13 protein-coding genes are annotated in these 14773 nt (G+C 75.4%); 3 read left to right on the top strand and 10 right to left on the bottom strand.

Features of this window, described 5'->3' with window-relative positions:
* Positions 1 to 124 precede the first annotated feature (124 nt).
* Positions 125 to 1096, bottom strand: a complete 972-nt coding sequence (locus tag ACWEV0_RS33535; RefSeq protein ID WP_453153551.1) for a cytochrome P450 — start codon at positions 1094 to 1096, stop codon at positions 125 to 127.
* A 233-nt stretch (positions 1097 to 1329) separates the two neighbouring features.
* Positions 1330 to 1887 (bottom strand): FHA domain-containing protein, encoded by a 558-nt coding sequence (locus ACWEV0_RS33540; protein WP_453153536.1) that lies wholly within the window; start codon positions 1885 to 1887, stop codon positions 1330 to 1332.
* 119 nt (positions 1888 to 2006) lie between these two features.
* On the opposite strand from ACWEV0_RS33540, the gene ACWEV0_RS33545 reads away from it, so the two are divergent.
* Both ACWEV0_RS33545 and treZ read left to right on the top strand, forming a co-directional pair.
* A complete protein-coding gene (locus ACWEV0_RS33545; protein WP_453153537.1) occupies positions 2007 to 2999 on the top strand; it encodes a GNAT family N-acetyltransferase in 993 nt (330 codons plus the stop codon).
* A gap of 56 nt (positions 3000 to 3055) precedes the next feature.
* The gene (gene treZ / locus ACWEV0_RS33550; protein ID WP_453153538.1) at positions 3056 to 4807 is read left to right on the top strand and encodes a malto-oligosyltrehalose trehalohydrolase; all 1752 of its coding nucleotides are present in this window, start codon (positions 3056 to 3058) and stop codon (positions 4805 to 4807) included.
* A gap of 22 nt (positions 4808 to 4829) precedes the next feature.
* On the opposite strand, the gene ACWEV0_RS33555 is transcribed toward treZ, so the two are convergent.
* The 6 genes from ACWEV0_RS33555 to ACWEV0_RS33580 all read right to left on the bottom strand — a co-directional run bounded on the left by ACWEV0_RS33555 (position 4830) and on the right by ACWEV0_RS33580 (position 12398).
* Positions 4830 to 5996 carry a M24 family metallopeptidase gene (locus ACWEV0_RS33555; RefSeq protein WP_453153540.1) on the bottom strand — a complete coding sequence of 389 codons (1167 nt, stop codon included), beginning with the start codon at positions 5994 to 5996 and terminating at the stop codon, positions 4830 to 4832.
* Between the two features lie 69 nt (positions 5997 to 6065).
* Positions 6066 to 7028 carry a hypothetical protein gene (locus ACWEV0_RS33560; protein ID WP_453153541.1) on the bottom strand — a complete coding sequence of 321 codons (963 nt, stop codon included), beginning with the start codon at positions 7026 to 7028 and terminating at the stop codon, positions 6066 to 6068.
* Between the two features lie 54 nt (positions 7029 to 7082).
* Positions 7083 to 7988 (bottom strand): LysR family transcriptional regulator, encoded by a 906-nt coding sequence (locus tag ACWEV0_RS33565; RefSeq protein ID WP_453153542.1) that lies wholly within the window; start codon positions 7986 to 7988, stop codon positions 7083 to 7085.
* 24 nt (positions 7989 to 8012) lie between these two features.
* Positions 8013 to 8549 (bottom strand): tetratricopeptide repeat protein, encoded by a 537-nt coding sequence (locus ACWEV0_RS33570; RefSeq protein ID WP_453153543.1) that lies wholly within the window; start codon positions 8547 to 8549, stop codon positions 8013 to 8015.
* A gap of 34 nt (positions 8550 to 8583) precedes the next feature.
* Positions 8584 to 11841 carry a hypothetical protein gene (locus tag ACWEV0_RS33575; protein WP_453153544.1) on the bottom strand — a complete coding sequence of 1086 codons (3258 nt, stop codon included), beginning with the start codon at positions 11839 to 11841 and terminating at the stop codon, positions 8584 to 8586.
* Positions 11838 to 12398: a hypothetical protein gene (locus tag ACWEV0_RS33580; protein ID WP_453153546.1), complete on the bottom strand. Its 561-nt coding sequence runs from the start codon at positions 12396 to 12398 to the stop codon at positions 11838 to 11840. Before ACWEV0_RS33580 ends, ACWEV0_RS33575 begins: the two co-directional genes overlap by 4 nt.
* A gap of 156 nt (positions 12399 to 12554) precedes the next feature.
* On the opposite strand from ACWEV0_RS33580, the gene ACWEV0_RS33585 reads away from it, so the two are divergent.
* Positions 12555 to 13316: a CTP synthase C-terminal region-related (seleno)protein gene (locus tag ACWEV0_RS33585; RefSeq protein WP_453153547.1), complete on the top strand. Its 762-nt coding sequence runs from the start codon at positions 12555 to 12557 to the stop codon at positions 13314 to 13316.
* Here the strand turns inward: ACWEV0_RS33585 and ACWEV0_RS33590 are convergent.
* Both ACWEV0_RS33590 and ACWEV0_RS33595 read right to left on the bottom strand, forming a co-directional pair.
* Positions 13297 to 13848, bottom strand: coding sequence for an isochorismatase family protein (locus ACWEV0_RS33590; RefSeq protein ID WP_453153548.1), 552 nt, complete (start codon positions 13846 to 13848; stop codon positions 13297 to 13299). The genes ACWEV0_RS33585 and ACWEV0_RS33590 overlap by 20 nt on opposite strands.
* Positions 13849 to 13876: 28 nt before the next feature.
* Positions 13877 to 14512: a nucleoside/nucleotide kinase family protein gene (locus ACWEV0_RS33595; protein ID WP_453153549.1), complete on the bottom strand. Its 636-nt coding sequence runs from the start codon at positions 14510 to 14512 to the stop codon at positions 13877 to 13879.
* Positions 14513 to 14773 lie beyond the last annotated feature (261 nt).

Below are 14773 nucleotides of genomic sequence, written 5' to 3' on the forward strand. Positions count from 1 at the left end.
GGACACGATGCGGGAGGCCACGCGCACGGCGAGTCTTGGCCACGCGGCGAAGTGCCGGCCGGGGGCGCCCCCAGGCGAAGCGCTGGGGAGACGCGGCCCCTGGCCGTGATCCGCCGGACCGGCCCTAGCCTCCCGGCAGGACCGGCAGGCTCCGCGGCGCCCGGGTGATCACGCCGGTCCGTTCCGGCCGGAAGCCGTCCGCCAGACGCAGGCGCGGCATGGCCTGGAAGAGCGCGCGCAGGGCGTATTCGGCTTCGAGGGCGGCGAGGGTGACGGCCGGGCAGTAGCCGGGGCCGTAGGTGAGCTGGCCCGGGTCGTCGCGGAAGGGGTCGTAGCGGTCGGGGGCGCGGAAGCGTTCGGGGTCGCGGCCGGCCGCGCCGAGGAGGAGGGCGACGGGGGCACCGGACGGCAGGGTGCCGCCGGAGACCCTGATCTCCCCGCGGGTGCGGCGCATGACGACCTGGACCGGGGGCTCGCGGCGCAGCGACTCCGTCCAGGCGCGGGCGACGAGGCCGGCGGGCGCGTCGCGGAGGGCGGCGGTCCGGTCGGGGTCCGCGAGGACGTCGGCGAGGAAGCCCGCCAGGGCCTTCTCGCGTACGGCGATCTGGGCCGTGCACTGCCCGGCCATTGCGGAGGCGGCCCGGCCGCGGACGAGGCGCATCATGTCGCGGTACGGGACGCCGACGGCCGCGGCGACGGTCCCGGCGGGCAGCCAGTGGCAGAAGTCGGCGACCAGGTCGGCCCGCGGCCGGTCGGCGATCCGGCGGGCGAGGACGAACGCGGTGCGTTCGGCGACGGCCCGCAGCTCGGCCTCGTCCACGTCGGTGTGCGTCTCGGCGCACGGCGGGTCACCGGGCCGGTGACCATGGGTGAAGCGGGCGTCGGTGAGGGCGCTCGCCACGTCCGCGTACCGGCTCAGCACCCAGGCCCGCAGCAGCGGGTCGTGGGTGAGCGGGAACTCCTCGCGGAGCACCCGGTAGACGCGGTACGGGTCGCGGCCGGCGCCCGGCTCCAGCGGGCTGGGCGCCACCCGGCGCGCTCCGGTGCGCCGGTGCGGTGCGGGCCGGGATCCTGGGCCCGGCCGGGCGGGTGCCATCGTGGGCAGCTCGGCCCACGGGTCCCGCCGGGAGGCCGGTCGGTCAGGCGCGTGGTGCGGTGCGTGGTGCGGTGTGCGGTTGGGCTCGTCGCTCATCTCGCCCCCTCGTCGGTCAGCGGCGCGCGTCTCCCCAGACCATCACCGAGAAGACCCGGTCGCAGCAGGTATACCGCCGAACGGGTGATTCGGTCCCGCCCGGCTCAGGTCAACCTCAGGTCAACCTCAGGTCGACGTCAGGTCAACGAGAGGCGGAACGCCATCTGTCCGAAACCGACCTGGTCCCCGGCCCGCACCACCACCGCGCCCGTCACCCGGCGCCCGTTGACCGTGGTGCCGTTGGTGGACCCGAGATCCCGCAGCACCCACATCCCGCCCTGCAGGGACAGCTCCGCGTGCAGCCGGGACACCGTCTCGTGGCTGAGCCGCAGCCCGTTCACCGGGTCGCGCCCGATCCGCAGCGGATACGGCCCCGGCTGCGGCAGCAGCAGCTTCGGCAGCCGCTCGGCGTGCCAGGCCCGGCCCAGCTTCGCCGTGAACGCCGACATCTTCTCGACCGCGCCCACCACCCGCCGCGTCCACGGCGACTCCGTCGCCAGGTCGGCGGTGAGCAGGGCGAGTTCGTCGGGCCGCCGGGCGACGAGCGCCCGCTCCATCCGGAACAGAAAGGTGTCGTGCGACAGACGCCCCTGCGCCGCGCCCTCGCGCAGCAACGCGAGCGCGCGCTCCCGCTCGGCGTCGCTCAGCCGAGGGGCGTCCGGCGGGCCGGCCGGCAGCTCGTAAGGGGTCGTCACATCCGTGATTGTCGGCCGGAAGGCCCCGGGGTGTCCAGAAGGGCCCCGATAACCCGGGTGACCTCCGGCGCGATCGTTGCTACGGTCCGACGACTCGACTACCTGGGGGAACCCTCATCTTGACCTCGCATCACGCGTCTCACACGTCCGACGCCCCGCTCGTCGTCCGGCCGCTCGCCGGGCCCGGGGAGCTGGACCTCTTCAACCGCCTCGACTACGTCCTCGACCACGAGCTCGCGGACGACCTCACCACCGGCCGCCGCCGCCCGGAGTGGCTGTGGGTGGCGCTGCGCGGCGACCGTCTCGTCGGCCGCGTCGGCTGGTGGACCGGCCGGCCCGGGACCGCGCCGCAGGCCCTCGACTTCTTCGACCTCGACCCCGCGCTGGCGCCGGAGGAAGCCGCCGAGACCGGCCGGCAGCTCCTGGAGACGGCGAGCGCGGCGGTCCTCGGCGACGGTCCGCGGCCCGAGTTCGGGCGCTTCATGCCGGCGGACTGGCGGGAGGACCCGGAGACCCGCCGCCGCCTGGAGACCCTCTTCGGGGTCCTGACGGCCTCCGGCGCCCGGCCGCTCGTCGAACGGCTCCGCCTGGAGTGGCGGCCCGGCGCCCCGGCGCCCGCGCCCGGCGAGCGCCTGGTCTTCCGCCCGGTCCGCGACCGCGAGGACCTGCTCGCGCTGATGACCCCGGTCATGGAGGGCACCCTCGACGCCCACGGCCGGGCCGACCTCGCCGGCGGGCTCTCCCCGCGCGAGGCCGCCGAGCTGCACTACGACGAGGAGCTCGCGCACTACACCACGCCACGCGACTGGTGGCGGATCGCCGAGCTGCCGGGCACCGGCGAGCCGGTCGGCTTCGTCGTCCCCGCGCGCAACAACTACCACCCGATCATCGCGTACATCGGCGTGCTGCCCGCCCACCGCGGCCGGGGCTACGTCGACGACATCCTGGCCGAGGGCACCCGGGTGCTCGCCGCCGAGGACGTGCCGCGGATCCGGGCGGCGACGGACGTCGGAAACGTGCCGATGGCGAATTCGTTCGCCCGGGCGGGTTACACGGCCTTCGAGCGGGCGATCAACTTCGTGTGGGACGCACCGGGCGATCGGGGCGACTGACTGCCAGGATGGTCCCGTAGTCGTCCGTCGTACGTCGTCGTCGAGGGGACCGTCGCGTGCTGTTCGAGGTATGGGCGCCGCACGCCCGTGACCGGGTGACGCTGGAACTGAACGGCGCCGGGCACCCGCTGGAGCGGGACGCCGAGCGGGCCGGCTGGTGGACCGGGGTCGTCCCCGCCGCCGACGGCGACCGCTACGGCTTCTCGCTCGACGGCGGGCCCCTGCTGCCCGACCCGCGCGCCCGCCGGCTGCCCGACGGACCGGACGGCCTCGCCGCGGTCGTCGACCACGACACCTACGGCTGGCGGCACGAGACGCCCCGGCTGAAGGTGCGCGGCGGCGTCCTGTACGAGCTGCACGTCGGCACCTTCACCCCCGAGGGCACCCTCGACGCGGCGGCGGCGCGGCTCGGGGAACTGGCCGGGCTCGGGATCACCCATGTGGAGCTGATGCCGCTGTGCCCGTTCCCCGGGGTGAACGGCTGGGGGTACGACGGGGTGGCGCCGTGGGCGGTGCACGAGCCGTACGGGGGGCCGGCGGCGCTCCGGCGGTTCGTGGACGCGGCGCACGGGCTCGGCCTCGGCGTGGTCCTGGACGTGGTGCACAACCACCTGGGCCCGTCGGGCAACCATCTGCCGTCCTTCGGGCCGTACTTCACCGAGACCCACCACACGCCGTGGGGCGCGGCGGTGAACCTGGACGCGCCCGGCTCGGACGAGGTGCGGGCGTACTTCCTGGGCAGCGCGCTGGCCTGGCTGCGCGACTACCGGATCGACGGCCTGCGCCTCGACGCCGTGCACGCCCTCGCCGACACCCGGGCCCTGACGTTCCTGGAGGAGCTGTCGGCGGCGGTCGACGAGCTGGCCAGGGAGCAGGGCCGGCAGCACTTCCTGATCGCCGAGTCGGACCTCAACGACCCGCGCACCACCACCCCGCGCGCGGTCGGCGGCCTCGGTCTCCACGCCCAGTGGAACGACGACTTCCACCACGCCCTGCACACCGCGCTCACCGGTGAGTCCCAGGGCTACTACGCCGACTTCGCGCGCGCCCCGATGGCCGCGCTGGCCAAGACGCTCACCCGGGTCTTCTTCCACGACGGCACGTACTCCAGCTTCCGGGGCCGGCGCCACGGCCGTCCGGTCGACCGTGACCGCACCCCCGCCCACCGCTTCCTCGGCTACTCCCAGACCCACGACCAGATCGGCAACCGGGCCACCGGCGACCGTCTTTCGGCCACCCTCTCCCCCGGTCTGCTCGCCTGCGCGGCGGCCCTCGTGCTCACCGGGCCGGCGATCCCGATGCTGTTCATGGGCGAGGAGTGGGGGGCGACGACGCCCTGGATGTACTTCACCGACCACACCGACCCGGAGCTCGCCGAGGCCGTACGGCGGGGCCGGCGGCGGGAGTTCGCGGCGCACGGCTGGGCCGAGGAGGACGTTCCCGACCCGCAGGAGCCGGCCACCCGGGACCGCTCGGTCCTGGACCGCGCCGAACGCGAGCGCGAGCCGCACAAGCGGCTGCTCGCCTGGTACCGCGAGCTGATCGCGCTGCGCCGCACCCTGCCCGACCTCACCGACCCCGATCTGGGCGGCGTGAAGGTGGCGTACGACGAGGAGGCGCGCTGGCTCGTCTTCCGGCGCGGTGACGTCCGGGTCGCGGTCAACCTGGGCAAGGAGCCGGCCGACATCGCGCTCGGCTCCAACGGCCGCGACCGGGTGCTCGCCGCCTGGGAGCGGACGGAGGCACCCGGCCGGGACGGGCTGCTCAGGCTGCCGGCGGAGTCCGCGGTCGTCCTCGGTGACGGATGACGGATGACGACGCGCCGGCCGGCTACTCGACGATCGCCATCTCGCGCGAGGTGTTGTTGAAGCGGCGCCCGGTGCCGTCCTCCGTCAGCGTCACGATGTCCTCGATGCGCACCCCGAAGCGGCCCGGCAGATAGACGCCCGGCTCGATGGAGAAGCACATGCCGGGGAGGATCGGAAGCCCCTCGCCCTCGATCATGTACGGGGGTTCGTGGGTGGTGACGCCGATGCCGTGGCCGGTGCGGTGGATGAAGTACTCGCCGTAGCCCGCGTCCGTGATGACCTTGCGGGCCGCGCGGTCGACGTCCTGGCACGCGGCGCCGGCCCGTACGGCGTCGAAACCGGCCTGCTGCGCCTCCCGTACGAGGTCGTGGACGCGCCGCTCCTCGTCCGTGGGCTCGCCGACGTGGACGGTGCGGGTGGTGTCGGAGCCGTAGCCGTGCTTGAGGCCGCCGAAGTCGAGGACGACCATGTCGCCGCGCTCGATGGTGCGGTCGCCGGCCTCGTGGTGCGGGTTGGCGCCGTTGGGGCCGGAGCCGACGACGGTGAAGTCGACCTGGGAGTGGCCGGTTTCCATGAGGAGAGCGGCCAGGTCGGCGGCCACCTCGGTCTCCCTGCGGCCGGCGAAGCGGACCTTGAGGATCTCGCCGTACGCCTCGTCGGCGGCGGCCCCGGCGGTGGCGATGCGGGCCAGCTCGGCCTCGTCCTTGACGGCGCGGAGCATCGGCAGGGCCTCGGTGAGCGACACGTACGAGGTGTCGGGCAGGGTCTGCTGGAGGCCGAGCAGGTGCATGGCCCAGGCGTTGTCGCTGACGCCGAACCGGCCGGAGACGTCGAGCAGCGGGGCGGTGACGGCGTACGGGTCCTTGCCGTCGGTCCAGTCGCGCAGGGTCAGGGCGGCGGCGCCCGCGGCCTTCGCGGCGTCCGGGGCCTCCAGGGTGGGCACGACGAGCACCGGGTCCCGGCCGGGCGCGATGACGAGGACGGTGAGCCGCTCGGTGATCGCGGTGGGCTGGTAGCCGGTCAGGTAGACCAGGTCGGGGCCGGGCGCGACGAGCACGCCGGCGAGCCCCGCCGCGGCGGCGGAGTCGGCGGCGCGGGCCATCCGGGCCCGGTAGTCGTCGGCGGTGAACGGGGCGGGTGCGGTGCCGCCGGCGGGCGTGGTGCTCTCGGGCGTGCGGCTCTCGGGCATGGGTGATCTCCTCCTCGACGTAGGCCATCCTGCCCGGAGCGGACGGGCGACGCGACCGGGTCCGCGGCCTCAGCGGCCCTGGTCGGGCCCGCGCACGATGAGGCGTTCGAGCAGCGCCTGGAACTCGTCGCCGACGACGATCCGCAGCTGGCCGTCGTCCTCGCCGTGCTCGCTGAGCTGGGTGAGCGTGCCGGCCCGCCACCAGAAGACGTACGGGCTGATGGCACCGGGAGTGTCCTCGTAACCGGAGGCGGCGAAGGAGGCCATCGCGCCGAGCGCGGGCACGATCGTGGTGTCCCGGATGGGGTGGAAGGCGAGCTGGTGCCGGAAGGGCATGGCGACGAGGGCACCGTCGTCGGTGAGCGGGCGGCCGGTGACCCGGCGGACGACGGCGTCGAGGTCGAGGACGCGGCTCGCGGTGTAGAAGGAGTCGCCGAGGATGACCTCGAAGCTCATGCCGTCGGCGTCCTTGACGGTCTCGTGGCCCTCGACCGGCAGCCCGCGCAGGTTGTCGAGCGCGCGGGCGCGCAGCCGGGCCGGGTCGCCGAGGCGTTCCAGGGCCTCGTCGGTGAGGGTCATGACGCTCTCCGGCAGGTCGAGCGCGAGGACCTCGTAGAGCCCGGGGGCGACGCTGCGGGCGTAGCCGAAGGTGCCGGGGTCGATGCCGTCGCCGCTGACGACGCGCGGGTAGAGCTGGGCGCGGATCTGCTCGGGCGGCAGGGTGTCGAGGGCGGAGGGGCCTTCGAGGGCGCGGACCACGAGCCGGACGTGCCGGTCGATCAGCCGGGGCCAGACGCGGGTGCCGCGCGGGTCCTGGTGGCAGACGGCGGCGAGGTTGCCGAGGCCGAAGCGGCGGCTCGCGTCGTCCGTCACGTGGTCGGCGTAGACGGTGACTTCGAGCCCGAGTTCGGCGAAGGCCGCCCGGACCCGGCCGCGGAAGAGAGCGGCCTCGCGCTCGGAGAAGTACGAGAACTCCGGGTCCCTCGGCGCGTCCTCGTCGTCGCGCCTCGGCCCTCGCCGGAACCACCCCACGTCGCCCCGCCTTTCGTCGCCGCTCTGGCCGGTGGCCACAGGCCACTCGCCAGACTATCGGCCGTTCGGGGCGCGCAGGGAGAGATGCCTGGTCAACTGGGCCGCCGGACCGGCCGGTTCGGCTCCGGCGTACAGGAGTTCCGTGCGGTGTACGAGCCGGGGCGCGGCGAGCGGCACGGGCACCGCGCCCGGGACGCCCGCGGCGGCGGAGGCCGGCAGCAGGGCGAGGCCGTGTCCGGCGGCGGCGAGGGCGGCGAGGGTGCGGGCGTCGGTCCCCTCGTAGCGCAGGGCGGTGCGGAAGCCGTGGCCGGCCGGGCCGCCGTGCACGGCGCGCAGCCGGTCGAGCGGGAAGCCGGCGTCGGGGGCGTCGAGCCAGCGGGCGTCCACGAGGTCGGCGAGGTCGAGTCCGGGCCGCCGCCCGGGGCGCCGCGCGGCGAGCGGATGTCCGTCGGGCAGGACGACGGCGAGGGGCTCCTCGGCGACGGCGCGGACGGTCAGCGGGGCGACGTCGGGCAGCCGCAGCGGGTCGCTGGGCGCGGCGAGCCCGTCGACGAGACCGAGGTCGGCCTCGCCGACGGCGACGGCGGCGGGGACCTCGTCGCGGGGCAGGGTCCGCAGGGTGACGCCGGTGGCGGGCAGCGCGGCGAGGACCCGGGGGTGCAGGGCCAGCGGGGAGGCGACGAGGGTGAGCGTCCCGCGCGGCGCGGCGGCGAAGCGGGCGAGGTCGACACGGGCCGCGTCGAGGCGGAGCAGCAGCGAGCCGGCGTGTTCGAGCAGCCGCTCGCCGGCCGGGGTGGGGGCGACGGGCCGGCGGGTGAGCAGCGGCAGGCCGAGGTCGGCCTCCAGGGCGGCGATGTGCTGGGAGACGGCGGACTGGGTGTAGCCGAGGTCGCGGGCCGCCTCCGAGAAGGAGGCGAGCCGGGCGACGGCGACGAACGTACGGAGGAGATGCGGGTCCATGAACGGGCTGTGTCGTCGTCTGGGTCAGGAGCCCTGCCTGGTCTTCAGCAGGTCCTTGGCGTAGTGGGCGAGGGAGCGGTTGTAGCGGGGCAGCAGCGGCGCGAGAGCGCCGAGCGCGAGCGCCGCCGCCTCGCGTTCCCGGCCGGTGTCGGCGAGGGCGAGCGCGAGGAAGGCGTCGACGGCGGCGGACAGCGCGGCCTCGTCGGCGTCGAGCCGGTCGGCGGGCACGGCGCGTTCTTCGGTGAGGAGTTCGACGCTCTGGTCGGGGCGTCCGAGGTTGCGCAGGCTGCTGGCGAGCTGGATGACGGCGCGACGGCGGCGCAGCCCGGTGAGCCCGCCGTCGAGCGCGCGCCGGTACAGGCGCACGGCCTGCTCGGGCTCGCCGGTCGAGTCGTGCGCGGCGCCCTGCTCGAAGAGCGCGACGGGCTCGTCCTCGGGGCGCTCGGCGGCGAGTTCCGCGATACGGGCGCGGAAGGCGGCGGGGTCGTCCGCGTACGCGTCGAGCTCGGCCCAGGCGGCGGCGACGCGCTCTTCCCAGTCACCGGTGTCGCTGATCGTCATGACGGCACCCTATCCCCGGCCGGTCGCGCGCCTCCTATCTGAGCCGGTCGACGAGCTCGTCGACCGTGGCGAGAGTGGAGTGGTGCTCGGCGGGGTCGTCGGCGGGGAAGCACCGGAGCAGGTCGGCGGATTCCTCGGCGGCGGCCAGGGCCTCGGCCGGGCGGAGCCCGCGCAGGTTGAGGGCGACGAGGTAGAGGGCCGCGGCGACGCCCCGCTGATCGTCCAGGGCGCGCCACAGGTCGGCGGCCTCGCGCGCCGTGGCAGCCGCCTGTTCGGGAATGCCGGTGTCCGTCAGCTTGTCCGCGAGGCGGCGCAGTGCGAGGGCGAGTTGGTAGCGGTGTTCGAAGGTGGCGTCCCGGGCGACGCAGCGGCGCCAGAGGCGGACCGACTCCAGGCCGGCGGCCGCGGCTTCCCGCCGGCGTCCCAGCAGCCACAGCGCCTCGGACAGGACCTTCTCCGTGATCGCGAGGCCGAGTTCGTACCCGTCGGGATCGTTCTGCGCCAGGCGGCGATACGTCTCGGCCGCCCGCTCCAGCACGCGTACGGCCTGGGGCCGCGCCATCCGCCGGTACGGATCACCGCCGTCGTCCGGCTCCAGGTCGGCGAGCATGGCTGTCATGACCGTGAGCGCGCTCATCAAGCTCACGTCGAGGGGACCGACCCCGTCGGCCCGCATCTCACGGGCCGCCTCCTCGAGGTAGGCCAGGGCCTCTTCCCAGCGGCCCGCCCTCGCCAGGAGGGCGCTCGCCTGCACCAGCGCCCCGTTGACGTCGGACCGCCCGACGAGATCGCCCGAGGCGTACGGGATCTCGTCCGACGTTCTGAGGAGGTGGATGACGGCCCGGTGGACGGCGAGCATGTCCTCTGCGTGGGTGGACGCGTCGAGCATGCCGAGGAGGGCGAACAGGGAGTTCAGCAGTGCGGGCGCACGGCCGGAGGTGTCACCGAAGGCCAGTCGGCACAGCACGTCCACCGCCGTGTCGCGTCCGGTCGTCACACCGGTGGCACGCTCCTGCACCCACACGAAGCCGAGCGCCTGGCTCATGACACCTGACCAGGGATCCCTGCCCCGGCCCGCCGGTGCTCCCCGGCCGCTCAGCTCCGCGGCCTCGCTGAGCGCGTCGAAGGCTTCCTCGCCCCGCTCCTGCCGCAGCAGCACCGACGCCTGCGTGGCGAGCGCGAAGACCAGGTGCTCCGCGTTGCGCTCCGGGTCCTCTCGGGTCGCCCGGCGCGCGATGTCGACCGCCTCGCCGGCCAGCGCCCGCGCCTGCTCGGGGTGCGCTCCGGTCAGGGTGGTGGCGGCGGCCGCGAGCACGTAGGGCAGTCCGGTATCCGCTTCGCCGGGCTCGTCCTCAGCGAGTCGGCGGACCAGTTCGACCGCCTCGAGGGCCGCCTCGACCGCCTGGCCGGACGGTCCGAGGCGCGGCACGAGGAAGGAGGCCGCCATCAGGACCTTGGCCAGGTCCTCCCGGTGTTCGGCGGGGTGCTCCGCCGCCAGTCGCCGGAAGACCTCGATGGCGTCGCGGAACGCGGCCGCCGCCTGATCGAGCCGTGTCGTGTCGGCCGCGAGGTGCTCATGGGGCTCCCGCGTCCAGGGCTCCAGGTCCGCGAACACCAGCGCTATGGCCAGTTCGAGCGAGACCTCGGCGAGGACGGCGTCGAAGCCCGCCGGGTCCGAGGCGGCGAGCTCGCGATACAGCCGCGCGGCCTCCGCGAGCGCGGGAGCGGCCTGTTCGGGCCGCTTCGCCTGGTCGAGTCGCCGCCCCAGGGTGCGGTGGATCCCGGCCCGTTCGGCCCTGTCGGCGGCCGCCGCCGACAGACGGAGCGGGGCCAGTCGTTCGGTGAGGTCGGCCGCGGCCGCGGCGAGCTCCTCGTTCTCGTCGATGTCGTCCGGCAGGCGGGTGTCGAGGGCCTCCAGCGTGGCCAGCACATGGGGCCAGCGCTGACTGGCGGCGGTGAGGAAGGTGAGGGCCCGGGGCGCGTAGGCGGGCAGACCGCCGTCGTCGGAGCCACCGGAGTCTCCGGAGTCGGCCGCGGGCAGCAGGAGTTCGGGCACGTCGGCGGCCCAGGGGTCGGCGGCGTGGTCGGGAAGGTCGTGGCCCGGAAGGGAGAGGGCCAGGAAGTCCTCGGCGAGCCGGTCGGGATAGAGCGGCTCCAGCACGGTGCCGGAGGCGCCCGGCGGATAGCAGTACGCGTGGTCGGTGAGTAGGCGGTCCGGGTCGGCGCCGGGGCCGCCGAGTCCGGCCGACGCGAGGGCGCCCTTCGCCTCCCGGTACGGGAGCGATCCGGTGAGCGCCGCGACGAAGGCGGTGCGGGAGACCTCCGCCGTGGTGCTGCCGATCGCCCCGGTCTCGTGCAGGGTGTGCCAGTGGCGGCGCTCCCGGTCGAGGAGGTACGCCGTGAGGCCGGTCATGTCCGCGGGGACGGCGGCGGGCGCCGCGTCGGCGTGGCGGTGCACGGCGGCGCGCGCCGCGTCGGCGTGGCGGTCCACGGCAGCCAGCGCGGCCAGGTGGACCGCGAGCGTCAGCCCGAAGTCCGGTCCGCTCAGCTCGCCCGGCGGCTCGATGCCGTGCGCGGGCAGGCCGTAGAGGGCGGCGAAGGCGTCGCGCGCGGCGCGGAACATGCCGTGGCGCTCGCTGTCGCGGACCCGGCCGGCGTCGTCGGCGAGCGGCGGCAGCGCACGTGTCGAGGCATCGGCCTGGAGGTCGGCGATGGAGGCGCGGACGGCGGGCCAGGGGTCCCGGCTGCGGGCGAGCAGCAGCACGCGGGCCTGGTCGGTGACCCGGTGCAGCAGCGCGTTGCTGAGCAGCCAGGTCAGGTGGGCCACCGGCCACCGGTCGGCGTAGTCGACGACCAGGAGCACGCCGGCACCGCTGTCGGTGCGCAGGTCCTGGCTCCCCGGTGGCGGATGGGCGACACCGGGGCCGCGCGCGGCCGTCGCCACGGTCCAGCCGGCGGCCGCCGACTCCTCCGCGAACCGGGCGGCCAGTCGGCTCTTGCCCTGGCCGCCCGGCGCGTGCAGCCACTGGACGGACAGCCGTGGGCCGTGATCGCGCCAGTGGCGCAGCTCGGCCAGCTCCTTCTCGCGCCCGGTGAAGTCGACGACCGCGTAGCGCGCGTTCAGCATGCGGCTGGGCAGGGCGAGCAGCCAGGCCGGGTCCGGCCGGGCCTCGGGGCGCCAGCGCTGCAGGACGTAGAGCGGCACGCCGTCGCCGAACACATGGATGTCCGCGCCAATGCAGCCGTAGGCGAAGCCGTTGACCGCGTGGACGTACTGCTGCTGGGAGCTCAACGCCCGTCCCCGGCGAACGGCGTCCCCGCCTGGTCGCCACGGTCGCCGTCGCCACGGTCCCGGTCGCCACGGCCCTGGTCGCCACGGTCCCGGTCGCCACGGCCCTGGTCGCCACGGTCCCGGTGAACGATGACGCTGCTGCCCGGCCCCTGCGCCCCGACCGCGAACCCTCCGTCGTGCGCCTCGACCCGCTGGACCCACTGCGGCCGGTCCGGCGGAAGCTGCTGCCGCACCGCCTCCACCAGGGTCAGCAGCTCGGCCGCCGCGTCGGGACGCTCCCGCAGCAGGTCCTCGATGTCCTCCCGCCACCGTACGACCTGCGCCTGCCGCACCTCGTCCGGATCGGCGGCGTTCGCGATCCGTGCCGCGCTGCGTTCGAGGCGCACCTCGATGTCGGCGGCCCCGGACTCCGCCCCCGGCCCCGGTTCGGCGCCGTCGCCCCGCCCGAAGATCCTCGCGACCCCGGCTCTCGTGGCCTGCCAGGCGCTGGTCGCCATCGCCGTGACGATCGTCGTCGCCGCGGTCATCGCCAGCGCGGTCGCCTCAGGATTCGACATCAAGTCCCCCAAGAACACAGCGAGTTCTCGCATCCCTGCCGTAGACGAGGGTAACGGCCCGCCCAGGGCCCGCGAACTGCCCGATAAGCATCCATGATGCAGAGTGCAGGAACCATCGTTGGACGTGAACCAGCGAGCGAGGCCAGCATGGGCGTCATGAACGCGCAGAACACCCGCCCGCAGACCTCCCGCACTCCCCGGATCGCCCTCGTCGGCGACCGCTCCCCGCACGTCAAGTCCCACATCCGCGTCCCGATGCTGCTCGACGCCCTCGCCGAGCGCGACGGCCTCGTCCTCGACGCGTACTGGATCCAGAGCCGGAACGCCGAGGAGCCGGGCGCGGTGAAGGGCTTCGACGCCGTGTGGCTGCTGCCCGGCAGCCCGTACGAGAGCGAGGCGGGAGCGATCGCCACGATCCGCACGGCCCGCGAGGACGGCATCCCGTTCCTGGGCACCTGCGCCGGCTTCCAGCACGCGCTCCTGGAGTTCGCGCGGAACGTGTGCGGCCTGGAGCGGGCGGCGCACGCCGAGAACGACCCGGCGGCCGACGAGGCCGATCTGCTGCTCGCCCCGCTCGCCTGCTCGCTCGTGGGCCACGAGGGCCCGGTGCGGGTGACGCCGGGCTCGCTCGCCGAGTCGGTGATCGGCGCCGAGCTGACGACCGAGCGCTACCACTGCAACTACGGCCCCGACAGCCGCCATCTGGACGCCCTGACCGCGCACGGCCTGGCCCTCACCGGCCACGACGACGACGGCCAGGTCCGGATCGCCGAACTGCCCGGCCACCCCTTCTTCCTCGCCACCCTCTTCCAGCCGGAGCTGGCGGGCGACGGCACCCGCCCGCACCCGGTCGTCCGGGCGTGGGCGCGGGCGGCGGCCGGGCACGCGGCCGGGGCCGTCAGCGTGCCGGTGGCCTGAAGTCCACCTCGGCGGCCGGCAGGACGCGCACGGAGCGCCCGGGGAAGTCCAGGTTGCGGAAGATCTCGTTGTGGTGCGCGACGGACGCGTCGGGCGCGGCGTACGGGCCCCCGCCGTCCCGTACGGAGGTGGTGTGGCCGTCGGCGACCAGCACGAGGTCGTAGCGGCGGCTGAGCGCCTGGCGGGCGGTGGTGTCGACGCAGATCTCCGTCGCGAAGCCCGTCACGACGACTTCGGTCGCGCCGAGCGCCTGGAGGGTGGCGTCGAGAGCGGTGTCGAGGAAGCTGTCGGCGCTGGTCTTGGCGATCACCGACTCGCCCGCCGCCGGGGCGAGTTCGGGCACGATCCGCCAGCCGGGGGTGCCCGGTTCGAGGCCGCCGCCGTGGTGCTGGACGGTGACGACGGGGACACCGGCGGCGCGGGCGCGGGCGCAGAGCCCGGCGATGACGGCGACGGTGCCGGCGGCGCGGTGGGCGATGTCGGCGAGGGCGTTCTGCATGTCGATGACGAGGACCGCCGGCGCGTGTGTCATGCGCACACCGTAGAGCCCGGGCGGGCGGTCACGTCATGCGAACGACGAGGTCGGCGCGTTCCCTGCCGCGTGCCACCAGGCGGGCGTTGGCCTCGTCGGACTCGGCGACCCAGCGCGCGGCGTGCTCCGGCTCCTTGCCGAAGCGGACGTGGCGGGCGACGAGCCGGGGGACGCGGTGGCGGTCGGCGAGGTCCAGGTACCAGACCTCGTCGAGCAGCGGCCGTACGGCGGACCAGGGGCCCTCGTCGTGCAGCAGGTAGTTCCCCTCGGTGACGACGAGCGGCACCTCGGGCGGTACGGGTACCGCCCCGGCGACCGGCTCCTCCAGGGCCCGGTCGAAGGCGGGGGCGTACACGGTCACCCCGGGCTCGGCGGCCCGCAGCCGCCCGAGCAGCGCGGCGTACCCGGCCGCGTCGAAGGTGTCCGGAGCCCCCTTCCGCCCGGCCCGCCCCAGCCGCTCCAGCTCGGCCTGCGCCAGGTGGAACCCGTCCATGGGCACGAGGACGGCGAGCCCGCCGAGCCCCGCGACGAGGCGTCCGGCGAGCGTCGACTTCCCGGCCCCGGGCGGCCCGGCGATGCCCAGCACCCGACGCCGCCCGTCCCGGACGAGCCCCCGGGCCCGCTCGGCCAGCCGTTCCAGTTCCCGCGCGTCCATGCCGGGCATTGTCGCACCGGGCGACTGCCGGGGGGCTGCCCGGGCGAGGGGGCGAGCGCGGTGGGGCGAGCGCGGTCGGGCGAGCGCCGGGTCGCCGGCCGGGCGAGCGCCGGGCGGAAGCCGGGCGATTGCCGGGGCGCCGGCCGGGCGGATGCCGGGCGATTGCCGGGGCGGGCTGCCCGATTGCCGGTCGAGACCGCCTGGCGGCTCGGTCGCGCGGCCGGATCGGTTGCGGCCGGATCGGTCGCCGCCGGATCGGTCGCGGACGGA

Source organism: Streptomyces sp. NPDC003943 (genome assembly GCF_053605265.1).